Origin of the sequence: Phocaeicola salanitronis DSM 18170 (assembly GCF_000190575.1) — a bacterium.
In the GTDB taxonomy this organism is placed as follows: Bacteria; Bacteroidota; Bacteroidia; order Bacteroidales; family Bacteroidaceae; genus Phocaeicola; species Phocaeicola salanitronis.
Genome location: NC_015164.1, coordinates 3,783,921 through 3,807,336, shown reverse-complemented (window position 1 = coordinate 3,807,336; position 23,416 = coordinate 3,783,921). Strand labels below are relative to the sequence as shown.

Here is a 23,416-nt window from a genome sequence, read left to right as displayed (position 1 = left end):
TATGACCAACTATGCGGATGAGGAGGTAAAAATAAAATCGGCGCGCATCCCTGCGAGCCGATTCCCTAAACATAGATTACTAATTTAAGTAAAATGTGCGGGGGACGCTTCCCCCCTTTATTGATAGAGATATAAAAATATTACCAATCTCTAGCCTCATTCAAATCATCAACTGTAGCATCACGTACACAACGAACGTAACCACCACCATTGATGTTACCTGTATGGTCATCTCCTGACCCATTAACGGTTATCATTCCTGAAGTGTTAAAATAGAAGCCAGGTCGAACTCTTGAATTTGAAAATCGAGTCCTTGAAAATGAATTGGTTGCCATTTGAATCTGATCATTTACTGTAGACATAACCATCAGTTCATTAAGATTAGGCGTACGCCAATATCCTCTATCACTTCTATCATTTGCTTCTGAATATGTAGAACAAGGATCGTCACCATAATCATAATTGCCATTTGTATATATTCCAAATGCAATTTGCGCATTTGACACATTAGTATCAGTTGCTGCAACAACGAATGCCCCTGGCAACATCATTTCATCATCATCTTCTTCTGTATGAGGAAGATAAGGACCCCATTGTGCTTGAGCACTATTTCGGAAAATTGATTCTACCAACCGGTCTCCAAAATCAAACACTGCATTTTTATCATCACCATAATTAATCGCTTTTAATGTTCCGTAAACAGGAACAGCCAAAGCCTTGTCATTTACTAAAGTTTCGTCATCATGTGCATTTTGTACAACACTTTCATTAGGAAGATTACGCACGCAACGTATCATAGCACCTCCACCTCCCATGCCTGGGGAACCATAAGAACCGACTTCTACAGCCCAATATAAAGTGAAATCTCCTCCGTCTCTAGGGTCGCTTGTATTTACAAAATATAAAGCACCGTCTTTTAAATAACTACCAGGATATCCATCTGCTTGCATTTGAGATTTGATACCTGTGTATAATTGGGTTTCATTAGATAATGCTTTGGTACCGATCCCCATACGTAAATATTGTGATAAAGCTGGCAGATACCAACGTACTTCATCTCTATCTATATTACCATTCCCATTTAAATCGCGGTTACGCGATAAACAAGCATAAAACGCACTATTACTATTCAACTCATACTCCCACTGATGATTCGCCAATGAATTATCATCCAAATACCCAACTTGTGTAAAATCTATGTAACCACTGTTTCTTTCATAATCATACCATTCAACCGTTTGCCAGTTAGTAGAGTTTGAGTTTCTTAAGATGCCGACATTAACCAACATATTTGTACGTCCATTAGACCAATCATTCGTACTATTATCTGCGTTACCAAAACCTTGTATTACTCCATTTTCATTATATGTTTCCAATCCTAAAGCATTGGTGTTATAATCAGATTCTGGTCTATAAAATGTCTCTATAGCACGCTGAGTTATATAAGTTTGTGCCGTAGAATATGTACTGTTTAAATCATCGCTGATTGCCATATTACTTGCTATCAACATAGTTCTTGGTTCCTTACCTGTAAAATCTCCCCATGCTACTGTTGTTCCATCCAATTTGGTTTTATAGAAATATTCATTTACAAATATGGTAAAACGCGCTACAAAGTCTTCCCCTTCTTGCTCAATTATCAGACCAGTAACTGAAGGGGTAAAAGACAAATTATCCGAATGCTCAAACATTTGGTAAATTGCCTCTCCCATCATTCTACAGATTTGATAGGGGGAATAAAGATTCTCACTTTCTTCACCTGGATAAAGTGATATTACATCGTTTCCTTCTTGAGGATAAAATTCAATCCAATCATAATCAATCCCTGCCATATCTATACTTTCATCTCCGCTACTTCGCAAAGGACTATACGGAAGACGTAATTCATCACTTGTATCCACTGTATTCATTGGAGTGTGAATAGATAATTGGAAATGATCCGCGATATCTTCCTTTACTGCATTAACATCATCTTCATTGGTTAAATCCGCATTTGGATTAGTTGTTTGTACTTCACGCAGAATATTTGACAAGTTATATTCAACAAAGACTTGTTCATAATGAGCGTCTAAACTAAAGACTTTCGATGCTTCTCCTAATTCTATCACACTGCCTTCCGCACCATTTTGATAATCTTCATTTGGAGTTTTTTCCGCTTCTACTTTAATTTTTTCCATACCTTGTATAGATACGGTATAAGTATAGATATAGTTACGTTCTACAGAAAAATCGGTCATACTTCCATTTTCGCTAAAATCTCCTAAATGAATTGTATATTCAACATTCCCATAACGGCGTAACCTTCCCGTAGACTGATCCGTTTCTTTACAAATGCCTTTCAATACAACATAAGTAGCCTTATCTGGTGCGAATATCCAATTTTTGTTTTGTCCTTGTCCATTAAAACTTTCACGGTCGTCATAACTTTCGCAGATACTTCCAACAACCTCTTTCACTCGCTGTATATTTTCCGGAATAAACACAGAAAAACCAGCTTGAGTAGTTCCTTCTGTTTCATCTTCTGTTATCTCAAAATTAAATTGAGGATTAGTATTGTACACATCTTCAGCTAAGATAGCTTTATTTTCACCTCCTAAAACATAACCTTTTGTTGCAAGGTTGTAAAAAGAATAACTGCTCGGAGTAAACGTCACTATCGCGTCATTTCCTGAATATTCTGTATCTATTTTAAACTTGATTTGAGCAACCAAACGTTTTAACCTTATAATATCGTCAGTTTGACCATTTTCTACAGTTATCTCACTAACTCCAGATAATGGCATGTAGTCAGTAGCAATAGAAGGAAAAGTTTTACCGGTAACAGTTGCGCTTAATAGCGAATACAAATACTCATCTAGCTTATTCTTCCCTTCATATGCAGCTTGATCTAACTCGGATAATGTATTAGTTGACCAATATCCGGTCCTGGTAATATTTCCTATTGCATAAACTGTTTGAGTACCTTCATATAATGTTATATCAGTAGCTGTATAATATTGCCCTTGATCACTTATACTACCTTTTATCAAATTGTTATCTTCTAGTATTTGCTGCGGATCACCTAACAGATTATTTCCAGAAAATACATAAAGGCGAACACCGTACATTCCTGAATAGCTATTATCCGCCCTTGTCACTTCCACTTCCATTGACTTGGGAATACCAATTTTCAAATCCACCTTAACGGGCTTGTTTACGTCTGCTCCACCAACCGATGCGTTTTCAACCAAATCGTCTTGACAGGCTGACATACTGATAGCACATAATGCCAATAATATTATATATCTTATCTTTTTCATAACTGAATTGATCAAATAAATGGTGGAACTTCAATAATACCTTCTTCATTACCTTTTATTCCCCAAGGAATAACCAATATATTTAAATCAGTTTCCATTGATTGCAATTGATCGGGTATATAACCTGTTATTACAACATAATGATTACGAATAACATCTATTTGATTTAAAGTAACAGGTATAGACTCTCTATATTCTCCATTGACAGTATAACTAATTGTAACAGTTATTGCATCAGATTTTGCTTCAAACAGATAGTAATCATTCGTATGGTCTGCATGAATCGTATTCTCTAATCTATCCACATACTCTTGTGCATCTTCATCATCTCCACGCGCCAAACTTTCCCCTTCATCCAATACGGCAGAAACAGAGAGCGGTGTTGGCAATATAGAAAAGCCAGACATTGTTTCTGCTTCTGTCGGCACATTGGCTGCATCAGGCCGAGAAGTCCTTGCATTATACGTTACAGCCGCCGGGAATACGCTTCCCATATTGGTCGCACCCGATACGGTGATGTTGGTGATTTCGGCTTGCGTACTTTCGCTTTCCTTGGCAAAGAAGCAGGCGATTTTGGCTACACCTCTTTCTAAGGGAAGTTGCGTGTTTGCATCGTAACCGCCGGAAAGGTCTTCCACTGGAATGCCTGTAATGATACGGCTCATCAGCAAACCTTTGTTTTCCAAATCACTCGAAGTTTCATTGTCAGGCTTGCTATTGAATGTAGCGGCTTGCAATTCGCTTCGGGTGGAATTGGCATCCAAACCTGTTGCCGAACTATTCGTTATCACATAGATATCTACCGTAGTTATCTCTTCGGGGATGGTCAGTTCGATGCGCAATTCTCCTCCAGCTGTGGTATAGCGTTCGGCATCCTCGATATGCTTGTAGGCGGCTGCAGTGGCATTATCATCCGTATTACTATCGAATACCCAGATGTCGGCGGTATGGAAAGTACTTTCATTCGTTACCGCATTTACATCGTCTGCACGCGAGGCGGTATAAGGCTGGATAGCTGGGAAGTTCAGGCTGATGGTACGCACCTTCGTCTGAGGCGTGCCTGCATCATCTTCCCGGCAAGCTGAAAGGAGCGCTACCAAGAGCAGCATCCAGCCTGCAGCCTTTAAGTTGATGAATCTGTTCCGTTTCATAATACGTCCTTTCCTCCTTCTAAGTCAACGTTTTCCAAAGACAATACCCAGTCGTTTACGATGATGCGGCTCATCAGGAAGGTGTCGCCGTCTACGAAGAATGTCATCGCAAACTCATCTTGGCGGTCGAGGTATTCCTGGTCGCTCCATTCGCTCCGGTGTTCGCCGATAGCCTGCAACGAGAGGAACCATGTCAAGTTCAAGTCGAGCAAGGTTTCGCCCGTATCGTTATTCAAGATGCGCAGGCGGGGTTTCTGTTCGTACATCATTCGCGAGGTGTTCAATTCCGCCACTACGGCATGGTTTACTTCGCCTTCCGCAGCCTCCGCATCACTTGCCGTAGAAAGTTCCTGCAAGTAAGGCTCGTATGTCAACGGGTCTTCCTCGTAAGTATCTCCTTTATAGTCCAGCCAGCCGTTGTGCCCGTCAATTACGAAACGGTAATCTTCGGCTTGCAACTGCTGTCCGGCACGGTAAGGCATCAGGATGATACGCAGCTTGTTGGTGCATTTCATCATGTCTACCGTAAACACGTCTTCACCACCGGTCACTTCGCCCTCTACTGTCCCGCAAAGCAAACCGTTCAGTTCAGTACGGCAAACGTCGTCTTCCCGGTTCAGGCGTGCATGAAGGTCGGTCAGTGTAGACGTTCCTGCCTGCAGTTCGGGGAAAGTGAAGTTGGCAAGGGCATCGTTGCTGTCGGTTTCCTGCGCCCATGCCACGAAGGTGTATTTCCCTACACCCAAGTCGGGTATCTCCATTTCGAAACCGTTGTCGATATACTCGCCTTCTTCGTTCAACTGGGAGAGCAGCCTTCCTCCTTCATCGAATATCCATACCAGCACGCGGTCGGCTTCCCTGCCGAACGCATCGCCTTCTGTCACATTGTACGTATAGCGGAAGCGAAGCGTCACTCCGGCTTGCTCCGTCACACAATCGTCTCGGTCTTCTTTGATGCACGAGGTCATAGCCAATGTCGCAAACGTGCAAAGAAGCGCCCAATACATACCAAGTTTTCGACTCTTTTTCATGGTCCTTATGTTTTTGTTTGTTCTTTCTTCCGATATATGGTGTGGGAAAGGGTTTACCACAGAGGGTTTCCGTCCTTTCCTTCTTTGTTTTCTATTCCGGTGGCATCCAGGGGATGCAGGTGTTTCCTTCTTTTGCAGAAGAGGAACCTCCCCAAACCCCTCCCGAAGGAGGGGCTTTATATAGGAGGTTTGTTTGTACTCGTTTGTTAGTAAGATCAAAAAGTATTTTATTGCAAATCAACGTTGTAGTTGCTCAGTACCCACGGATTAACTTCGCATTCTACAGCCAAATAAGTCGGTACTTCGATAGGATCTTCAGGATCTACGTCCGGATTCCATCCGCCCGGAACATCGTCACCGATATTCTTCACGCTCTGTACAGTCAGACCATAAATCGTATTACGCATTACAGCATGATAATGCTCACTTTCATTATTTATATAGTTCTGATCTGTAATGTAATGAGTATAATACATTACACCATTCTGATATACACGAATCAAATACTTAACACGGAAATCAGATACAGATGCACCATCTGTTCCTGCTACACATGCTTGCAATTCAGCTTGTGCTGCAGCCAGCTTATCTTCTCCTGTAGCAGCATTAAATACGCCCGGATATTTTGTTTGTATAGCTGCAAGTGTAGCAAAGTATTCGCCATTATAGCCATAGAAACAATTTTCACCAGCTAATTCATCGCTACTTGTTACTGTAGCATTTGCTTTATAGAGTACTCCTGTCGTATTTCCCTGTAAATAATTCGTACTTGTACCATCTGTACCTGCACCTGTATTGTTTTCCATACAGAAAAGTGCATCTTGAGTAAAGGTTTCGCCTTGCACTTCATCCGTTACCTCTGTATATTCTTCACTACCATCTTTTGTTATCGTGTTATATTCATTCCATTGATGATAGAATGTAGCAGGAGAAGGAGTAATCAACATATTGTCAATATTTGTACTTGTTGTTGGGCTTACAGGAGCATTTTCAGTCCAATGTTGTTGCAAATAAGTAGCTGTATTAGCATTCAATAATTTAAATCCTTCAAAATTAACTGCAGTCAACCCCTCTAATTGAGCTGTAGCACCATCTATATCAAGATCAGGACTTACTGCATAAGTAATCTTTGCAGCTAAACGATCCAATTTAATAGGAGCCGCAGAAGTTGCCGGATTATCATAATCATTTGTTTCAGTTACGGTTATTGTCGCACCTGCCGTATCATCTGTACCGTTACACGCATTAAACATAATGAAGTGTGTATCTGTAGCATATCCCGTTCCTTCTGTCATTGCTGCTTCTGTTAGACCGATTATTTGTGCATTGGTAATAGATGTAGCCATAGCATCTGTCCCCGGATTATAAGTACCGGGATTAGCAATAACATATACAGTATATGTACCCGGATCAATTTCAATCGGTTGAGTTTGCAATGTACCATTATCTGCACTTTCCAAATTAGAAACAAGTTGATTGATTACTTGTGTGCCAGCTGCATTATATGCCAAAACTCGTGCATTTACAATTTGGCTTTCACCTTCACTTCCCGGCTGTTCCGGAACTTGTGTTCTCGAACCCATATTATCCGCACCCGTAAGAGTTAATTGCAGATAAGCATTGGCTTGCTGTCCATTCTCATTCCCTGCAGCAATTTCATCTTCGTTGCTGCATGATGCGAGCATACCCATACTCAGCACACCCGCAACCAAATAATAAAACTTTTTCATAAGGTTATAAATTTAAAAAGTTGTTGTAATCGTATTTATTCCGCATAATATTCGATGTAGTCTTCCAGCATCTTCAAGTTGGCTTGCGCCTGTGCGTTTCCTGCCGATGCCGCCCGGCGGAACATGCTGCGGGCATCTTCGGTATTGCCTTGTTTCAGGTAGGCTACTCCCAACATGTTCTGCAACGCTGCGTCTTGCGGTGCTTTCTGAAGCAAGGCAACGGCTTCTTCGGTGCGTCCTGCCTCTATCAGAGCCAATGCCGCATTGTTTTGCGCCGTGATGTCCTGCGGATAAGCCTTGGCTCCGGCGAGCAGGCAATCGATGTATTGGGGAGTGCCTTTGCCGTAAGCGTCTGCCACCTGCTGTATCTCGTTCACGCTCATCAGGTCGGGGCGCGACTTAATCATCTGCTTTCCTTCTTCTACCTCAAAATGGCGCACGTTGTATTCGATGCGGTATTCGTTGCGCCGGATAGGCGGATAGACCTCTGTAAGCAACTGGTTGTAAGCCGCAGGCGATACCGTCTGGCGTATCTTCTGCTCGCAAGCGTCCTTATCGTCACCGCATCCGTTCAGCACGTCCAGGATAATGGAACGCTCCTGCAATTGCGGCTGGCGGTCGATTTCGGCACGCAGCCCTTCCCAGTCCTCGCCTTTCCAGTCCACATGATACAGCTTCGGGTCGATAGAAGAAAGGTCGTCTTTCATGTATTCGGCAAACGCTTTCGCACGGCGTTCGGAAAGCTTCATGTTGAAGTCGAAACCGCCTTCGGGCGATGCATACCCCGTTACGTAAATGCCTGTAATCGTAAGGTCGGAATTGTCTTTCACCAGTTGCATCGAACGGTGGACGGCATCCAGTTCTTTGGCATTCTGCTGATAGTCCTTCTGAATCACCGAACTGCCCTGACGGAACTGCAAGCGTGCCGTGCGGGTCTCGGAACGGCGCTTCACCTCTTCCTCCTTCGGCTGTACGAAAGGCGAGCCGTATTGCGGATTCAGGGGCGGAAGAATATCGCCTGTATAGTTTGTTTCGTTCCCCTCGTTGCACTGGGCGCACCCGGTGGCATAACCTCGCAACTGGAGATTGCCGCCTATCATCCAACGCTTGAACGGAACAGAAGCCTCGTAGTTAACCGATTGCGAAGTGCCGTTCTTGCGCCGTACCGTCAACAACGCACCGTCTTCGGCACTTGTATTCCCCAATGCCGCCTCGCGGGCATTTACCTTATCGCGCACCGTACCATTAATCACAAAAGCCGGCAATTCCACTTCCTGGCTTCCATCTGCCGATACAATCACCGGAACGACCCGCAAAGACTGCTGGCGCTTCATGTCCAGTCCCGACAAGTCGGCATCAAAACTGACCTTCACCTGGCGGTCTGCCGTCTTTTCCACCTGACGGTTATTGATAAGCAATTCGCTTAAATAGGAAGTCTGGCTATAGGCACATGCGGATGCCAACAAGAAAGCCAACGATAAAACCTGTTTCTTCATGACAAATCCTCCTTACTTAATAATATAGATTAATGATATGGCAGCCTTCGTCAGTCCGAAGTAGTCTTTCTTGCCTTTCCCTTGCCACTCGCCGCACTGCGGACATTCGTACTTGTCCCAATCGGCATGAATCCATCCGGCACCGATTTCCAACCCTAAGTTCCACCGCTTGCCCAACACGAACTGATAGCCATAGCCGATACCCGCACCGTACATGTTTCCCTCATAGCGTGCATCCTCAAACGAAGGGAACAAGCCTAAATCCATATTCCCCACATTAAACTGGCCGCCCAACGCATGGAGCGCAAAGAAATGCCCGTTGAAAGCTTCGCAAAGCCAATAGCGTGCTTCCGGCTGTACCAGCCAGTGCTTCATCTTCTTATCATCACTGAACTCAAATGGATTATAGTTTCCCGAAACATCAATCGTCCATTTCGGAGCTACACGAAATTCAACCCCTAAATTAAGGGTCGTGGTCACATCATAAAGCACATTCGTCTTCACCGCCACTTTCTGTGCCGAAGCCGAAAGTGCCATAAACACTAAAAGGATAGTTAGTAAACGTTTCATAGCGTATTTCGTTTATTTTATTTCAATCTGAAAAAAAGATTCCCTCAAATTCCTTATTTTTGTACTGTAATAGCCAGTTCATACATACGCATGTCTGAAGCGGATTGCACGGTGTTTTTCATCTGTAATCCACAGCAAACATAGGTATAAAATTTTACAATAACAAATGTATTTATCAGTTTTTTTCAAAAAAAATGAAATAATGTGTTCAGAAACCTGCAAAGAAAGTCCAGCCAAATGGTAGATACACCTTATTTATATATAAAAGACTATGAATATATTTCCGCCGTTTTACGCAACTATATGCCACCGGAAACGAATATATACTTCATCGGCAGTTTCAGTGCACTGAAACTGCCGATGAAGATATCTTACTTGGCAGATGCAGTATATATTCATTTCCGGAGGGAGATTTTATAAGCCGGACAAAGAGGGCAAAACTCCCTAATATGACAAACGAATGTTTGGCTGTCTGACCGGAAAACCGTATCTTTGCCCGTTCATTTTAAACATGCATCCAACATGGAAGATACCAAACATATCCATATAAGCGATTATAATTACAACCTGCCCGATGAACGTATCGCCAAGTTTCCGCTTCCGGTGCGCGACCAATCGAAGCTGCTGGTTTACCGGAACGGCGATATCAGCGAAACACGCTTCACCTCCCTGCCCGACTATGTCGAGCCGGGCACACTCATGATATTCAACAATACCAAAGTGATACAGGCACGGCTTCATTTCCGCAAGGAAACCGGAGCCTTGATTGAAATCTTCTGCCTGGAGCCCATCCAGCCCAACGACTATGCCCTGAACTTCCAGCAGACCGAACATGCGGCATGGCTCTGCATGATTGGCAACCTGAAGAAATGGAAAGAGGGGACGCTGACCCGCCGGATGACGGTAAAGGGACAGGATATTACGCTGGCCGCTACACGAGGCGAAGCACGAGGCACCAGCCATTGGGTAGACTTTACATGGGATAATCCCGGCGTGACTTTTGCCGACATTCTGGAAATGTTCGGCGAACTGCCCATTCCTCCTTATCTGAATAGGGAAACGCAGGAAAGCGACAAGGAAACCTATCAGACGGTTTATTCGAAAATAAAAGGCTCGGTTGCCGCCCCTACCGCCGGACTTCATTTTACCCAGCGGGTCTTGGATGCCCTGCGTGCCAAAGGAGCCGACTTGGAAGAAGTGACCCTCCATGTGGGTGCCGGCACTTTCAAGCCTGTCAAGAGCGAGGAGATAGAAGGGCACGAAATGCATACCGAATACATCTCGGTATCGAAAGGAAGCATCGAAAAGCTGATTGCCCACGAGGGAAAGGCATTGGCAGTAGGGACCACTTCGGTACGCACCTTAGAGAGCCTGTATTATATAGGTGTTACCCTGAGCCAACATCCCGACGCCCAAGAAGCGGACCTGCACGTAAGGCAATGGCAACCATACGAAACCCACCCTACCCTCAGCACGACGGAAGCCTTGAAACACATCCTGCACTACATGGAGCGCCACCGGCTGGACGCCCTGCATACCAGTACGCAGATTATCATCGCGCCGGGATATGAATATAAGGTGGTGAAACGCATGATAACCAACTTCCACCAACCCCAAAGCACCCTGCTGCTCTTGGTTTCGGCATTCGTAAAAGGGGACTGGAAACGCATTTACGATTATGCCCTGTCTCATGATTTCCGCTTCCTGAGCTATGGAGACTCTTCTTTGCTTATAAATGAATGATCTATCTAGTAGAACAGAATTGGTTTGCGAAAAATGGATTGGAACACAGAAACACAAAGGCACAGAGTTTTATTTATTTGAGAGAACAGAGTTCACGGAGCAAAGTGCTGGACAGGATGAAGGAACTTGTACTGCCCTAGAAAATGCTTGCGGAGCGTATGGGGTACAGCCAGGAATATGTTTCCAAAGTACTTCGTGGCAGGGAGAACTTATCGCTTGAAACATTATGTAAGATAGAGAATGTACTGAATCTGTAAATAATACAAGAACCGGAAATGGCTTGAATGAAAAGCTTCTATGATTAGAGGAATCTTAAGAAGCTGTTTTGAATTTCTCCAAAAAGTTTTTCTTGGCTTGATGTATCCGTTTTCGTGTGTGCTTTGGGCGATTTTTTGGTCCTTTCCGCTCCTGTTCTTCGTCAGATAGCCCGCTATCTTCCTCATCACAGAAGCGAAAATGCCTCAAAAACTCATCCCAAATCATCGCACGATAAATTCAAAACAGTTTCTGAAAGAAACAGGGGAAAACAAAAAGAAGAGCCGTCATCAGAATTCCTCGCTCTGACTTAGCTCCTCACTGTTTCATCCGTTTCAACCATAGAGACGAAAGCTGCTATGGCTACTCCTGATTTTCCAGCCCTCGAATTGATTCCTGACCATCTTCTGAAATTCAGGCTCAACCCAGCATATAATTTTATTCCCAGTTGAAACCGTGCGCTCTACTTCAAGGTAATGCGCTATCGGCTTCTTTTTCTTCATCAATAAGGCTTTCAGGGGATTATAGGGACGGAAAGAAAACAGGCGAGAGTTTACAATTATTAAGGCAAGCCCGTTAAATGAGCATAAAAGTTAGGGGGAGTGAAATGGGGGAACAAAGTTGCATATAAAAAGAAAAGCTACTGATAATCAGTAGCTTTTAGTTTATATTGGTGATCCGCTTGGGGGCGGAACCTTATATTTTTTATCGCTAATAATCAGTTACTTATCTTGCTGTTTATCATTTAGTCCACCTATTTCACCTCGATTGAACTTCTTTGTTCTGCACTGATATACAACTCTTTGTCAGTATTGCAAAGATACTGATTTTTGCTTTGAAAATCAACGAAAATTCCAAGAAATATTTAACGGAATGCTTCCTGTCTATTTTTCTCAAGAAGTTCTTCTATATCAGATTCCCGATATAAAATTTTACCTCCAATCTGATAATAGGATAAGATTCCATTATTTCTATATTCTTGTAAAGTGCGTCTTGATACTTTAAGGTAATTTGCCAACTCTGCATCATTCATATATCTATGCCCATTAAATGTTGGGTTGTTGTTCTTCAGAATATCTTCGAGTCTTGTTAGCGTATCTTTTAACCTATTGTATATCTGAATAACTTGCTCATTATCTTGGGTAATTACTTTGCTCATAATTTTCTGTTGTGTTTTTCAATGAACTTCTGAATATCTTCTTTTTTATAATAAATCTTTTTTCCAATTTGAGAATAAGAGATTTGGTCTGTATCTCTAAGATTCTGTAATGTTCTGGGAGAAATTTTGAGAATCAGGCAAACTTCTTGATTATCCAACCATTCCCCTATTGTTTTCTGTGAAGAAGCTGTTATCAATTTATCAATGGTATCAAGGAAGTTTTCAATTTCCTTTAAAGTCTTTTCATATGTAGCTGTTTCAATTCCAATGATTTCCATATCCAAAAAAGTTGAGTTTGTACAAATGTATTTTGAATATGTATATGATACAAAATGTTGTCATTAGGTGTCGTCAGGTAGCATCAGATGTCATTGTTGGTGGCTGTGTTAACCCGTTCCCAATTCTGTATTACATAGTTTACACTTTTGGTTTACACTAAATATTAAGTAGAAAAAATTATACGCCTGATTATCAGCGCCTAATAAGCTTGTTGATCTTTGTCTTAGATTCAGGCATACTATTTTCACTACTATAAGTACATACTCTTAGAGTGCGCACGAAGAGAGTATCGATTTATTCACTTAATAACATTGGAATTATGTCATATATAGATAATGAGATACTCGAAAGACTGATAGGAACCATGGTAGAGGGATTTGCCCGCATTGAAAAGAAACTGGATCAGATGAATCGTCTGAAAGAATGTATGAATGGAGACAGACTGCTTGATAATGTGGATCTGGCAGAACTCCTTGGTGTGTCACAAAGAACTTTGGCACGTTACAGGCAAGAGGGCAAGATTAAATATTACTCGGTGGAAAAGAACGGGAAATCATTCTATCTCGCCTCAGAGATACAGAGTTTCCTGCTCCAGCGTGGTAAGAACGTAGTAAATAATAAGTAGCAAATAGAATAAGTGACCGTATTCTGATGGAAAGATGATACGGTCACTTCTGTCATTACACCGGGATTGCGGTCATTTTCAATGTATCCAGATTGACATAGGCACCGCGATACAGTGTCTTTCCTTCCTTGAACATTCTCCATAATATGTCACATCCGATATGTGCCAGTGTGGAGTTAATGAACAAATCCTGTTTTTCCAGGGCTTCCGCCAGAGAACAGCTTGGTCCTGATTCTTTTTCCTTGATTTTCGCATAGTCCACTTCCTCAGTGATGACATTCATTTTAGGCATGGGAATATATTCCTGTGAAGAAGGTTGAAGAACTTTCTCACGTACCGTCCCGATAATGACCTGTCCTTTTGTCTGGCTGTTCCCGAAATCCATCCAGTATATGGGAACCGAATGGTCACTGAAGTTTTCTTTGCGGACTTTCTTCAGGAACTTCCAAAGCGTAAGACGTGAACGTATATTGTCCGTACAAGTTATGATGATATTGGCTGTGCTATTGTCAGAAAAGTTCCTAGTGGGGAAGCATTGCGGTTCGGCAGTCCATGCGTATCCGAAGAAACGGTTGATACGTGTGACAAGTGATACTGCCTTGTTCAGTCCAAGTTCCGTCTCACTGAAAAGCTGGCGTCCTATATTGGTCTGGCTTACTGTGTCGGGATCGAATACGGTGACATGTAGTCCGGGATGGCCCAATGCCTGAAGTGCCATGCTCATGCGTGCCAGATTGGTTATCACTTGTGAGCCGGTACCTCCGGCTCCGATGACGAATACTGTTACCGGATGACGCGGATTGAGCAGGTAGCGGTCGGTAAAATGTATCTTTTTCATGGAAGTATGTCTTTAAGTTTTTTATTCATGGGCTTGAGTTCGTTCATGTCGAACGGATTGTTTCTTATGTTTTCGGTGACGATGACAAGATTTGAAACGGTAGGATTGACATTTCCTCCCAGATGGGAGAATTCAGTCAGCCAGAACCGTTTTTCCCAGTATTCCAGCAGGGAAAGGAAAGTCGGGTTCTGTGGCATTTCCAGAGAACTGCTGCCAAGGCAGACACTTGATCCGGTCACGTTGAAGAACGGGGCACGGAACAGCGGAGTCGTTTCCACCGGACGTTTCCCCTTGAAGGCGAACACGTCCATGCTTCCGTTTTTTACATGGTAGACAATTCCCGGCAGATTGAACATGCCATCCTGTATATTGAGGTCCTTGTGAAAAAACATTTGTCTTTTTCCTGGCGGATTGTACCAGATATATTCTTCCTGTCCTTTCCTCGGATTGCAGGCCAGCATGTTTTCGGGGACTCTGCCTGCCGGTATTCCGCTCATTTCTTCCGTGTAGGATTCCAGCAGGGTATTCATGAATTCGTATGTGACGGGGATACCTGCCCCCATCTGTCCGCTTTTCCCGATGGGACGCAATTCTATGAAGTATCTGGTGTCAGAATTTCTTCTGTCTTCATACTTGTAGGCTATGATAGCAGCCTTCGGCACCATCATTTTCTGTATGTTTTTTGTCAGTTCATTCATTATGTTTATAAATTATAGGTAACATGTTCTACAAATTTCTCAAACCATTTCTCAAACCATTTCTCAAACCGTTCCGGATAGTTGTTCGGCTTGAAAAGCTCCTCTGTTTCCGGTGTGATGAAGATAAATGACACTGGAGTCTGGTTATATGTCTCCTGACAGTCGGCACTGAAGCAGCTTTCAACATCTTTTGTAACCATATCCGTGATGGAATATACGAGCAGTATCTGGTAATTGAGCGGCGGTGGTTCAAAGTCCTTTTCCCTTTCGCTTGCAAAATCATAGTCATAATTCATGATATGCGGACTGTCATTTGAAATCAGTGACATTCCTTCATTAATCAGCTCCAGTAGTTTTCTTTCCTTGGCGTTGGAAGGATTACAGTTTCGGATATGCTCTTCCAAATTCCTGCAAAATGCTTTGGTGTACATTCGGCACAGTTTCCTGTGGATTCTTCCTTTCTCGTATGATCTGAAGAGCTTTTCCTTTCTATACAAATCCTTTTTCTCTTCGTTATCAAGTTGTTCAAAGTCCACACAGTCAATATAAGATTCCGACATCTCAAAATATGGGGTATCGGTTATATCCATCATCCTGTGATATTTGATGAACCGTCTGATGAACTCCAGTGTGATCCTTTTGATTTCACCTTTCAGTCTTTCCGTAAAATCTATCGGTATCAGGAACAGGGTGTAATCAGGCCATTCATGGAAATGATAGATACAGAACTGGAGCCTGTCACCGACAAGTTCCAGATTTACATGATGAGATACTATGGAATCCAGCGCATTATATAGCAGGCATATTTTTTCTCTTATGGAAGTCCTTCCTGTAGGATGGTATGGCAGCTCCACATCCAGGAGCTGCGCATACTTCATGGCTGAACGGTACAGGAAATCAAGATTCTCTTTAGTGGTGACATTTACCGTTACATCCCTGTCATTCTCCACATACAGGTCGGGAGCGATGGAAGGTATTCTCGTGTTCAGAAAACCATGAGGCTTTCTGCTGGAGGGAGTTTTCTTTTCTTCCTGCTTCTGATGCCCCGGCTTATGTCCGTATTTTCGAGTTCCGATATGATAAGTCTGGCTAAATTTTCCAAAGCCCGTTCCGTAAGTTGTGTACATGTTTTTTTATTTTTACGTTGTCCTTTTTTCATGTCCTTACCCTTTCACTCCGATGGTTGTCTTGAATTCATATACTGCCCGGTCGTCTTCGATTTCCGGTCCGTGTACGGTTGCGGTGGTCAGTTCCGGATAGTTCATTGAATAGAAATCCATTACTTCAGCCGGAGACATGTTTACGTTCGGATCGTCCAGTACGATTTCCTGACTGTTCTTCTTCATCTTGAATACTCTTTTCATTCCTTTAATTTCCAGTGCCATATTGTTTATAGTTTATTGGTTTTACAAATCGTTTATTGTGCATATCAGCAGTATATCATTTCTACCTGTGCCTCGTCCTTCATCCGGTACTCAGCCGGAAAATCCGGATATTCCGCATACGGGTCCTCTCTTAGAAGCTCCCTGTCATTTTCGTCTTCCGGATCGAAGCAGAATGTATCATGGGCTGCCGGTGCAGTCTGGTATTCCCGTCCGTTTCCGTTCTGTACCTGTGCTGTTCCGTTCGGTATATGGTCGTTTGTCGGCTGCCGTACCTGTTGTTGTGGATAAGGAGCCGCCTCAGGCTGGTAAGCCGACTGCTGCGAATATGGCTGCATTGTAGCTCCTTGCGGCATACCTGTTCCTTGCATCACGGGGCGGTTTGGAGCAGGTTGGATATATGCTCCGTTCGTTCCATATACCGGTTGAGGCATTTCCTGTGGAATATGTTGTGGAGCAGGCTGCATGACAGGTTCAGGATTCATAGTATGGGTTTGTTGTTCCGGGAATATGCCCGGGCGGGTAACAGGTTGTGGTTGTACGTTCATGTTGCCTTGTGGCTGAGGCATGGCTGGTACCGGTTCTTCTGTCATACCGAACAGGCTGCCTTCGCAGGCCAATTTCTGCACCTCCTGCATTTTCGTATCAATCTCCTTCTGCTTTTCAGTGGAAGCCAAAATCCGTGCTTGTTTCAGCCAGGTCATCGCTTCGGAGAATCTTTTGGCGGTAACGGCATCATCGGCCTTCTTGAGGAGTTTTTCCATCTTCTCCCGTCTCTCCCTGACTTCCTTTGATTCGGACGGAACCGTTGAAGCCTTGGATGGCTTGGTTTGTACCGTTGCCTTTTCTGCCTGTTTCTCGAAATTTTCCACATTGGCAAGCAATCCCTGTACTTTTTGTAACGGTTGTATGATGGCTTGTAGAAATCCCGTATCCAGTTCTACAGGCGTTCCGTTTACTACCAGCGGTACCATGTTCTGCCGTATGTCCTCTTTCAGATTGTTCCGCCGGGGCATGACTGCCACGCTCAGGCTGTTGTCCACTTTACGGATATTGATATTCAGATCCGTACCTGCTGTAATCATCTGATAAATTGATTGAAAAAACATAATTGAAAAGTTTTATGGTTATACATAAGTTTCCTTGAAGAATTCTTTCAGAACATTCTCTCTGTCCGGTCTGCCAGCTATACCACGCAGCGGTTCCAGATAATATCCGATGTTTTTGGGTTCATCAACCGTATTGGGCAACCGTCTTTTGACCGGTCTGATGCGTTCGCTCTGTGGCCATGCCACCGGCATGACTGGTGCTTGTGGAGTGAAAAAAACTGTTTCCATATATTATTCTGTTTGATGGTTATGCGACGAGTAATATCACAATGGACAAGAGGAGCATCCTGATAATGGAAGCCAGTGTCTTGAACAGGAAACCGATGAACTCTCCCGTGAGCAACAACAGCATAATCATTCCCATGAGGCCAATCCCTTTGCTTGTCAGCAGACATGTTCCCGTAATCAGGAATATCGCCATTGCATATCTGCCAATTTTTTCAATGTTCAGTAATTTCATAATCTTTAATTTTATGAATGAATAATCCCATCGGGATATGTTTTCCCGATTTTATAGGCCTCCGACCTCTTGGATTGCCTTTTTGCGCAAGGCCTGGCAGGAAAAAATACCGGAGCGAAGCGAGGATGATTTTTTCCTGGCCAGCCAAGCCCGAAAGGGCAGCCTTGCAGCAAAAGGCAGGCAATCCAAGACCTTTGCCGCCTAAAAGCGGAAAAACAGATCTTTCCTGTACAAATACAAAAAATGCAGACCTTCCGGCTTGCATTCTGTTGGTTGTTTCAGTATGAATGTTACTCTTTCCTTTGGGAATAAGTGTTGAAAATGTCATCGGTCATTTCCTTGGCGAGAACTTTGATCCTATCCAGAAATTCCTGTCCGGTTGTCATTCCGTTTTCAAGTTCAGCAAATTGCTTTTCCCAGTCAGTGGTGAGTGAAGTGTCTGCTATTTTCTTTCCACGGATGGTTTCATAGGTGAACATGCCCTTCGGCGTCGGTATAATATATTTTCCGGAATAGCGGATATACTTGCGATTGATCAGTGTACGTATGATATTGGTACGTGAAGATACCGTGCCTAACCCGTTTTGTTCCATATATTCCACCAGTTCCGCATCCATGAACGGACTTACCGGCAGTTGTTTTTTGTGGACCAGATTGCATCCGCATACTTTCAGGGTATCACCTTTATCCAGCCAGGGAAGCTCATTGACGGAGAAACCCGATTGTGAAACTGTATCGGAACGCATGAACACGTCATGCCAGCCGGCTTCGATGACCCGTGTATGTTCGGCCTTGAATTTCTGTGCCGCGCATATGGCTTCTACGCTTGTCGTTTCTATACGACATGGAGGCATGAATGCTTCGAGCATTCTTCCGGCTATAAGTCTATAAACCAGCATTTCCTTCTCGGACAAATTCCCGGGGTGGATACCTGTAATGATAATGGCATGATGCACATTGACTTTTTTTGCGTTTATTACATGGCGGGGTAACGTATAAATGTCAATACTTGAAGTTTTCTCAGAGACAGGGAACAGCTCCCATGAAAGTAGACGCGTCATAATCGGTGGAAGAGAGTCGAATACATCTTCTGTCAGATAACGGCTGGAAGTCCTGGGATAGGAAATCAGTTTCTTCTCATAAAGGGACTGGGCAATGTCGTACACTTCAGGAGCGGTAAGACCGTAACGGATGCTGGCTTCCTTTTGCAGTTGCGTCAGGTCAAGCAGTTCCGGCGATAGTACTTCCCTGATACTATGACTGACATTGGTTATCTGCGCCTTCTGCGCCAGCTTGCAGTCTTGAAAGAACATTACCGCAGATTCCTTGTTCAAAATATCCTGCGTACGGCGCATCTTGAAGAGGATACCCTCCTTTTGCAGACTGATATAGATGGGCCAGCTGTCAGAGGAAATATGGTTCTCTCTTTCACGGTAACGTCGGCAGATGGCTGCCAGTACCGGTGTCTGTACCCGTCCGAGAGAATTGTTGCCAAGTCCCGTTGCTTTGCACATGGCGTAGCAGGCGTTGACTCCGAGAATCCAGTCCGCCTTGTTGCGGCTGTCGGCAGCCAGGAACAGACTGTCATAGAAACTGTCAGGTTTCAGTTCTTCCATGCCTTTGCGGACAGACTCGTCTGTCAGGGAGGAAATCCAAAGGCGGAAACATGGTTGTGTGCAGTTCAGGTACTGATATACATAGCGGAATGTCATTTCCCCGTCACGGCTGGCATCTGTAGCCGCAATGATGGTGTCGCAGTTTTGGAATACCTTTTCAATCACTTTAAGTTGAAGTACGGCATCAATGTCCGGTATCCATCCGTTATTGGTGCGTATATGCCGTACCATCAGTCCGAATTCCGAAGGTATGAACGGGAAGTCATCCCGTTCCAGCCTTTGGATTCCGTAGTCCTTCGGCATGGCCAGTGACAGCATGTTTCCGAAAGTCCATGTTACCATGTAGCCGTTTCCTTCCACATATCCGTTTTTAACTTTGGTCGCACCGATGATTCGTCCGATTTCTTTTCCTACACTTGGTTTGTCTGTTAATATGGCAATCATGATAAATTCTGTTTTTTTAATCTCTTCCCATACAGGCTTACCGTATGGAAAGAGAAAATGATACATTATGACTTCTTATTCACCTGAAGGACTGATACCGTTTATGCAAATGATCGGATTTCCGTTCTCGCCTTTTGTCAGACTGAGAGTAGCATCCATGGTCAGTGAGAATACGGGCGTCTTGATCTTAATGGGCATGACACGGGTTTCCTTCCCTTGGAGGAGTAGGTCCAGGTTTCCGTCCTTTTCTATTTGGGTTTTGCTGATACCTACCGATTCCAAATTCTTCCAATTGATTTGTTCAGCTTTGTAGATATGAAGATTGTTCTTGTTCATGTTCTTTTCTTTTAGTAGTTGATATATGATTGATTTGAACTCTGTTCAGGTCAGACAGCCTGTTTTGTTCCTTTCTTCTGCTCTTGCTGCTGGGTATTGTCTGTCTGGGAAGCGCGCTGTGAGGTGTTGCGGCGGACATCCGGATTTTCCTGGAAATATTGCAATTGACCGGTATTGGCATTGACTTTCAGATATGAGTCGAACTGCTTTCCGTTGGGACCTTTCATACCCGTTACGAGAATGGTCTTGCCGTCTTGTAGGTTTGCCCTTTCCTGCGCCGAAAACAGATGTCCGTAAACTTCTGCCGGAATGGTAGGTGCCTGTCGCTCGTTGAAACCGTCCGGGGTTCTTGAATATTGCGGTCTTCCGCTTGCCAGGTCCAGCCTTACGAATGACGAGAATTCCTCACCTTTGCGGTTGATCATATCCTTAAGATAGATTGGCTGGCCTTTACGCAACGCCTCCTTATCCTCCGGAGTTAGCTGTACGGAACATATTTCCTTCGGAATGTAGATTTCTCCCGTTTCCGGATTGTGGCGCGTATATTGAAGACCGCTTGTTACCTTGTCCAAAGTAACGAAAGATGAGAACAGTTCACCATTCTTTCGTTTCATATCCTCCACAAGGATAGTATGACCTTCGTTCAAGGCTTTAATCTGCATGGGCGAAAGTGGGACACCACCCAGAGTCTGTTGGTTGAATTCCTGATTTTTGGGAAAAATAAATTCGATTCCTCTCCTTTCCGCGCTGTATTGCAGAGTTGCGTTGAATTCCTTGCCTTGATTGGATTTCATACCGTCCACGAATACTTGTTCACCGTTTTTCAGTTTTTGGATTTCATCCGGAGTCAGAGTTACACCTTTGATTTCATTCGGGATATAGACATGTTCCTGTCGGACGGCTACCAGTTCATTGGTATTCTTGTCAATGGAAATCAGACACGGTTCTGTAATGTCGCCGCGGAGGTTAAGGTCAGCCACGCGTCCCATGTTTCCGCACTCTCGCAGGTTCTTTTTGTCCTCATCCGTGAAGATATGCCCGAAATAAGGACGGTCCAACTCCGGCTCCTTTCTGATACCATGAATACCCAGCATGACCTGGCCTCCGTTGGATATAAATGAAAGACGTGCGTCCAGTTTGGCTGTCAGCACTCCGGGTATGTTGAGTGTCAGTGGCATGGTCTTATTAGTCTTGTATCCTTTCAACATGCCATCAAGCTGTCCGGACTGTTCCAGCATTTCCTTGGATATACCGAATTTGTCCAGTTCTTCCCAGTTGATCATATTCTCGTTGTAACGGTACGTGGGTGTCTGCTGGCGTTGCGGTTCCTGCTGTTCACGTCCCTGTGCGGCTGCTTCCACCTGTGATACCTGTTCAGGCTGCGCCTGTGTTGTCTGTTCCTGTTCCTTTGCCATTGTTATTTCTTCCTCTTTTGTTTGACTGTTTTTCTGATTGTTTGCCTTCGGTACGATTTCGTAGCGTTTCAGGAATTCCTTTACCGCATCTGTTTTCTTACCTTCGGCCAGGTCTTTAAGCGCCTGTTTGTTCTGTTTGTAATCATTGAAGGTCATGCGGAGCAGCCTGAAATGGGTAGGTTCCTTCAGTTGGCTCCAGAAGTTCTTGATAAAGTTTTCGAGGATGCTCGAATTCTTGTCAAATTTCAGGAATGAGTTTTCATTCTTCTCTTCCGGTGCAACCGTCTGGTAATTGCCTTTCTCATCCACTTCGCTGACCACTCCCAAGCCTTCCTTGGGGTCGTTCTTGTTGTGTACCAACAGAAGCTCGTTGATTTGTTCTACATAAGGCTTTTCCGGTTTCTTTGTCCGGCCTTGCTTTTTTTCCTTGTTTGGACTGTTTTCTTGTGCCATAATCTTTTGTTTTGGGTGACTACTTGATTTGTTTCACAGTCCAAATGTAAAGCGATAATTTTGATAAATGGCTGATTTGCAATCAGGTGTCATTATATGTCATCAGATGTCATCAAATGTCAGACCGAAGGGGACGAAGGAATAGGAAATTCTAAGAGAATGGGAAGAAAAGAAGCGGATAAAGATGTAGTGTGACGCATAACGAGGCTACGGAACTATGCAGATCGGAGGGAGTTGAAATCCCTGTCTTATTTGGGGATTGGATTAAGCAAACAATGTTTAGCTGTGTGAAATGTGGATTTTCGCAGTACCTATGGGCCACATTATGAAATAAAAGGATAGCCGCCTTTATTAATTTACGGCTATGCGTCACGTCGGTCGCAGTTAATCCCTGTAATCTTTCACTTAATTCCAATCCGTTTGCCGCCGCATTTTTTTCAGGTGAATTTTCATGGCGTCAGCCATAAAGAAAATTCTCCTGAAAAAAGAAATAAATGCGGCTGGCAAACAGGATTGGGATTTACCTTTGATGGAAGGGGTAACTGCAATTATTTGAATGTCCCAAGTCGGATAGCCTATTTAATTCCTTTTATGAAGCTATCAGTTCAATCCTAACAAGTATCGGCACGTAATGTGGTGTGTGTTTCTACTTTGTTTTTTCACCGTTTGATGAACGGTGTTATATTTTAGCTTATTCTGTAATTACGTGAATGTAAACTTGGCAAATAAATGCGAACAACTTCTTTTTAATTTCTTCATTAAATTTTGCGACTTTTCCAAACCATTCGGTTTGTTTCTTCGATTCTTTTCGTACCTTTGGGGGCATGGAGGTCAGATATACGCCCTGCATGGTGTGGGTTAGCGGAATGTCCGATGCCTGACAGGTGTTGTTATCAATACATTAGTAACAATTTAATAATTCTTATATGGGCTTAGATATTTCAATTTATAATAAAGACGGAACAAGCACGGATGTGTCTGAAATTAGTGAAAACTTACATTATTGGCTGTTTAATCTTGCACATTTAGATAAAGGGCGATTTCGAACTATATTCCGTGTACAAGACTATTATTTAACTGATGTAGAACTTTCGGGAACAGAATTAGTATCTTTCATTAATGAGTTAAAAGAAATTGGAAAAAAATCTCCTTATGGTAAGGAGATTGAGCACATAGTAAATTGTATAAATACCACCAATATATCTAAGATAAGAATTACGGGTGATTAAAGTTACTAATAGAGATCAGGAAACACACCTGCCAGGTGTCGGTTATCGAAATATCCTATACCTACAGGTGTATTTATAAACAAATTAGCTACAAATGA

23 protein-coding genes and 1 pseudogene are annotated in these 23,416 nt (G+C 43.4%); 4 read left to right on the top strand and 20 right to left on the bottom strand.

Going from position 1 to position 23,416, the window contains the following annotated elements; all coding sequences use genetic code 11:
- Positions 1 to 140: 140 nt before the first annotated feature.
- From BACSA_RS16455 to BACSA_RS16430, 6 genes are all read right to left on the bottom strand, one after another.
- Entirely contained in the window at positions 141 to 3,299 is a 3,159-nt protein-coding gene (locus BACSA_RS16455) for a DUF4906 domain-containing protein (RefSeq protein ID WP_013619149.1), read from the bottom strand.
- A gap of 11 nt (positions 3,300 to 3,310) precedes the next feature.
- Positions 3,311 to 4,450 carry a hypothetical protein gene (locus BACSA_RS16450; RefSeq protein WP_041584094.1) on the bottom strand — a complete coding sequence of 380 codons (1,140 nt, stop codon included), beginning with the start codon at positions 4,448 to 4,450 and terminating at the stop codon, positions 3,311 to 3,313.
- A complete protein-coding gene (locus BACSA_RS16445) occupies positions 4,447 to 5,481 on the bottom strand; it encodes a FimB/Mfa2 family fimbrial subunit (RefSeq protein ID WP_013619147.1) in 1,035 nt (344 codons plus the stop codon). Before BACSA_RS16445 ends, BACSA_RS16450 begins: the two co-directional genes overlap by 4 nt.
- Before the next feature lie 227 nt (positions 5,482 to 5,708).
- Positions 5,709 to 7,211, bottom strand: coding sequence for an Mfa1 family fimbria major subunit (locus BACSA_RS16440; protein ID WP_013619146.1), 1,503 nt, complete (start codon positions 7,209 to 7,211; stop codon positions 5,709 to 5,711).
- A gap of 35 nt (positions 7,212 to 7,246) precedes the next feature.
- The gene (locus tag BACSA_RS16435) at positions 7,247 to 8,707 is read right to left on the bottom strand and encodes a DUF3868 domain-containing protein (RefSeq protein WP_013619145.1); all 1,461 of its coding nucleotides are present in this window, start codon (positions 8,705 to 8,707) and stop codon (positions 7,247 to 7,249) included.
- A gap of 12 nt (positions 8,708 to 8,719) precedes the next feature.
- Entirely contained in the window at positions 8,720 to 9,277 is a 558-nt protein-coding gene (locus tag BACSA_RS16430) for a DUF3575 domain-containing protein (protein WP_013619144.1), read from the bottom strand.
- A gap of 522 nt (positions 9,278 to 9,799) precedes the next feature.
- Here BACSA_RS16430 and BACSA_RS16420 point away from each other — a divergent pair.
- Positions 9,800 to 11,020, top strand: a complete 1,221-nt coding sequence (locus BACSA_RS16420) for an S-adenosylmethionine:tRNA ribosyltransferase-isomerase (protein WP_013619142.1) — start codon at positions 9,800 to 9,802, stop codon at positions 11,018 to 11,020.
- 146 nt (positions 11,021 to 11,166) lie between these two features.
- Positions 11,167 to 11,277, top strand: a pseudogene (locus BACSA_RS20885) (helix-turn-helix domain-containing protein); the annotation flags it as partial.
- A 55-nt stretch (positions 11,278 to 11,332) separates the two neighbouring features.
- Here the strand turns inward: BACSA_RS20885 and BACSA_RS20320 are convergent.
- The 3 genes from BACSA_RS20320 to BACSA_RS16410 all read right to left on the bottom strand — a co-directional run bounded on the left by BACSA_RS20320 (position 11,333) and on the right by BACSA_RS16410 (position 12,712).
- On the bottom strand, positions 11,333 to 11,503 hold the full coding sequence (locus tag BACSA_RS20320) for a hypothetical protein (protein WP_158098033.1): 171 nt from the start codon (positions 11,501 to 11,503) through the stop codon (positions 11,333 to 11,335).
- Positions 11,504 to 12,140: 637 nt separating this feature from the next.
- Positions 12,141 to 12,434, bottom strand: coding sequence for a helix-turn-helix domain-containing protein (locus tag BACSA_RS16415; protein WP_013619141.1), 294 nt, complete (start codon positions 12,432 to 12,434; stop codon positions 12,141 to 12,143).
- Positions 12,431 to 12,712 carry a helix-turn-helix domain-containing protein gene (locus BACSA_RS16410; RefSeq protein ID WP_004326371.1) on the bottom strand — a complete coding sequence of 94 codons (282 nt, stop codon included), beginning with the start codon at positions 12,710 to 12,712 and terminating at the stop codon, positions 12,431 to 12,433. Before BACSA_RS16410 ends, BACSA_RS16415 begins: the two co-directional genes overlap by 4 nt.
- A gap of 320 nt (positions 12,713 to 13,032) precedes the next feature.
- Between BACSA_RS16410 and BACSA_RS16405 the strand changes: the two genes are divergently transcribed.
- Complete coding sequence (locus BACSA_RS16405) at positions 13,033 to 13,338, top strand: helix-turn-helix transcriptional regulator (RefSeq protein ID WP_004294141.1); 306 nt, start codon at positions 13,033 to 13,035, stop codon at positions 13,336 to 13,338.
- Between the two features lie 55 nt (positions 13,339 to 13,393).
- Here the strand turns inward: BACSA_RS16405 and BACSA_RS16400 are convergent, their stop codons facing one another.
- The 11 genes from BACSA_RS16400 to BACSA_RS16355 form a co-directional block, all read right to left on the bottom strand.
- The gene (locus tag BACSA_RS16400) at positions 13,394 to 14,176 is read right to left on the bottom strand and encodes a PRTRC system ThiF family protein (protein ID WP_013619140.1); all 783 of its coding nucleotides are present in this window, start codon (positions 14,174 to 14,176) and stop codon (positions 13,394 to 13,396) included.
- A complete protein-coding gene (locus BACSA_RS16395; protein ID WP_013619139.1) occupies positions 14,173 to 14,874 on the bottom strand; it encodes a prokaryotic E2 ligase family D protein in 702 nt (233 codons plus the stop codon). The genes BACSA_RS16400 and BACSA_RS16395 overlap by 4 nt, the downstream gene beginning before the upstream one ends.
- 5 nt (positions 14,875 to 14,879) lie before the next feature.
- Complete coding sequence (locus BACSA_RS16390) at positions 14,880 to 16,001, bottom strand: hypothetical protein (RefSeq protein WP_013619138.1); 1,122 nt, start codon at positions 15,999 to 16,001, stop codon at positions 14,880 to 14,882.
- A 36-nt stretch (positions 16,002 to 16,037) separates the two neighbouring features.
- The gene (locus tag BACSA_RS16385) at positions 16,038 to 16,259 is read right to left on the bottom strand and encodes a PRTRC system protein C (protein ID WP_004326366.1); all 222 of its coding nucleotides are present in this window, start codon (positions 16,257 to 16,259) and stop codon (positions 16,038 to 16,040) included.
- A gap of 44 nt (positions 16,260 to 16,303) precedes the next feature.
- Positions 16,304 to 17,365, bottom strand: a complete 1,062-nt coding sequence (locus tag BACSA_RS16380; RefSeq protein ID WP_013619137.1) for a PRTRC system protein E — start codon at positions 17,363 to 17,365, stop codon at positions 16,304 to 16,306.
- Positions 17,366 to 17,383: 18 nt separating this feature from the next.
- Positions 17,384 to 17,593 (bottom strand): hypothetical protein, encoded by a 210-nt coding sequence (locus BACSA_RS19965; protein ID WP_013619136.1) that lies wholly within the window; start codon positions 17,591 to 17,593, stop codon positions 17,384 to 17,386.
- Between the two features lie 19 nt (positions 17,594 to 17,612).
- Positions 17,613 to 17,825, bottom strand: coding sequence for a hypothetical protein (locus tag BACSA_RS16375; RefSeq protein WP_013619135.1), 213 nt, complete (start codon positions 17,823 to 17,825; stop codon positions 17,613 to 17,615).
- Positions 17,806 to 18,153, bottom strand: coding sequence for a hypothetical protein (locus BACSA_RS20315; RefSeq protein ID WP_169311427.1), 348 nt, complete (start codon positions 18,151 to 18,153; stop codon positions 17,806 to 17,808). The genes BACSA_RS16375 and BACSA_RS20315 overlap by 20 nt, the downstream gene beginning before the upstream one ends.
- Positions 18,116 to 19,885 carry a DNA topoisomerase gene (locus BACSA_RS16365; protein WP_041584091.1) on the bottom strand — a complete coding sequence of 590 codons (1,770 nt, stop codon included), beginning with the start codon at positions 19,883 to 19,885 and terminating at the stop codon, positions 18,116 to 18,118. The genes BACSA_RS20315 and BACSA_RS16365 overlap by 38 nt, the downstream gene beginning before the upstream one ends.
- 75 nt (positions 19,886 to 19,960) lie before the next feature.
- Positions 19,961 to 20,221: a DUF4099 domain-containing protein gene (locus BACSA_RS16360; protein WP_013619132.1), complete on the bottom strand. Its 261-nt coding sequence runs from the start codon at positions 20,219 to 20,221 to the stop codon at positions 19,961 to 19,963.
- A 50-nt stretch (positions 20,222 to 20,271) separates the two neighbouring features.
- Positions 20,272 to 22,089, bottom strand: coding sequence for a DUF3945 domain-containing protein (locus BACSA_RS16355; RefSeq protein WP_013619131.1), 1,818 nt, complete (start codon positions 22,087 to 22,089; stop codon positions 20,272 to 20,274).
- Positions 22,090 to 23,015: 926 nt separating this feature from the next.
- Here BACSA_RS16355 and BACSA_RS16350 point away from each other — a divergent pair.
- Positions 23,016 to 23,318: a hypothetical protein gene (locus tag BACSA_RS16350; protein WP_013619130.1), complete on the top strand. Its 303-nt coding sequence runs from the start codon at positions 23,016 to 23,018 to the stop codon at positions 23,316 to 23,318.
- The last annotated feature ends 98 nt before the right edge of the window (positions 23,319 to 23,416 follow it).

Bases quoted from the DNA above. Each gene is read 5' to 3' on its own strand.
- BACSA_RS16385 (WP_004326366.1), bottom strand. From the start codon at position 16,259: ATGGCACTGGAAATTAAAGGAATGAAAAGAGTATTCAAGATGAAGAAG.
- BACSA_RS16350 (WP_013619130.1), top strand. From the start codon at position 23,016: ATGGGCTTAGATATTTCAATTTATAATAAAGACGGAACAAGCACGGAT.
- BACSA_RS16355 (WP_013619131.1), bottom strand. From the start codon at position 22,089: ATGGCACAAGAAAACAGTCCAAACAAGGAAAAAAAGCAAGGCCGGACA.
- BACSA_RS19965 (WP_013619136.1), bottom strand. From the start codon at position 17,593: ATGGAAACAGTTTTTTTCACTCCACAAGCACCAGTCATGCCGGTGGCA.
- BACSA_RS16365 (WP_041584091.1), bottom strand. From the start codon at position 19,885: ATGATTGCCATATTAACAGACAAACCAAGTGTAGGAAAAGAAATCGGA.
- BACSA_RS16445 (WP_013619147.1), bottom strand. From the start codon at position 5,481: ATGAAAAAGAGTCGAAAACTTGGTATGTATTGGGCGCTTCTTTGCACG.
- BACSA_RS16415 (WP_013619141.1), bottom strand. From the start codon at position 12,434: ATGAGCAAAGTAATTACCCAAGATAATGAGCAAGTTATTCAGATATAC.
- BACSA_RS16455 (WP_013619149.1), bottom strand. From the start codon at position 3,299: ATGAAAAAGATAAGATATATAATATTATTGGCATTATGTGCTATCAGT.
- BACSA_RS16390 (WP_013619138.1), bottom strand. From the start codon at position 16,001: ATGTACACAACTTACGGAACGGGCTTTGGAAAATTTAGCCAGACTTAT.
- BACSA_RS16380 (WP_013619137.1), bottom strand. From the start codon at position 17,365: ATGTTTTTTCAATCAATTTATCAGATGATTACAGCAGGTACGGATCTG.
- BACSA_RS16400 (WP_013619140.1), bottom strand. From the start codon at position 14,176: ATGAAAAAGATACATTTTACCGACCGCTACCTGCTCAATCCGCGTCAT.
- BACSA_RS16440 (WP_013619146.1), bottom strand. From the start codon at position 7,211: ATGAAAAAGTTTTATTATTTGGTTGCGGGTGTGCTGAGTATGGGTATG.
- BACSA_RS20315 (WP_169311427.1), bottom strand. From the start codon at position 18,153: ATGACATTTTCAACACTTATTCCCAAAGGAAAGAGTAACATTCATACT.
- BACSA_RS16375 (WP_013619135.1), bottom strand. From the start codon at position 17,825: ATGAAATTACTGAACATTGAAAAAATTGGCAGATATGCAATGGCGATA.
- BACSA_RS16395 (WP_013619139.1), bottom strand. From the start codon at position 14,874: ATGAATGAACTGACAAAAAACATACAGAAAATGATGGTGCCGAAGGCT.
- BACSA_RS16450 (WP_041584094.1), bottom strand. From the start codon at position 4,450: ATGAAACGGAACAGATTCATCAACTTAAAGGCTGCAGGCTGGATGCTG.
- BACSA_RS16405 (WP_004294141.1), top strand. From the start codon at position 13,033: ATGTCATATATAGATAATGAGATACTCGAAAGACTGATAGGAACCATG.
- BACSA_RS16360 (WP_013619132.1), bottom strand. From the start codon at position 20,221: ATGAACAAGAACAATCTTCATATCTACAAAGCTGAACAAATCAATTGG.
- BACSA_RS16435 (WP_013619145.1), bottom strand. From the start codon at position 8,707: ATGAAGAAACAGGTTTTATCGTTGGCTTTCTTGTTGGCATCCGCATGT.
- BACSA_RS16430 (WP_013619144.1), bottom strand. From the start codon at position 9,277: ATGAAACGTTTACTAACTATCCTTTTAGTGTTTATGGCACTTTCGGCT.
- BACSA_RS16410 (WP_004326371.1), bottom strand. From the start codon at position 12,712: ATGGAAATCATTGGAATTGAAACAGCTACATATGAAAAGACTTTAAAG.
- BACSA_RS16420 (WP_013619142.1), top strand. From the start codon at position 9,800: ATGGAAGATACCAAACATATCCATATAAGCGATTATAATTACAACCTG.
- BACSA_RS20320 (WP_158098033.1), bottom strand. From the start codon at position 11,503: ATGATTTGGGATGAGTTTTTGAGGCATTTTCGCTTCTGTGATGAGGAA.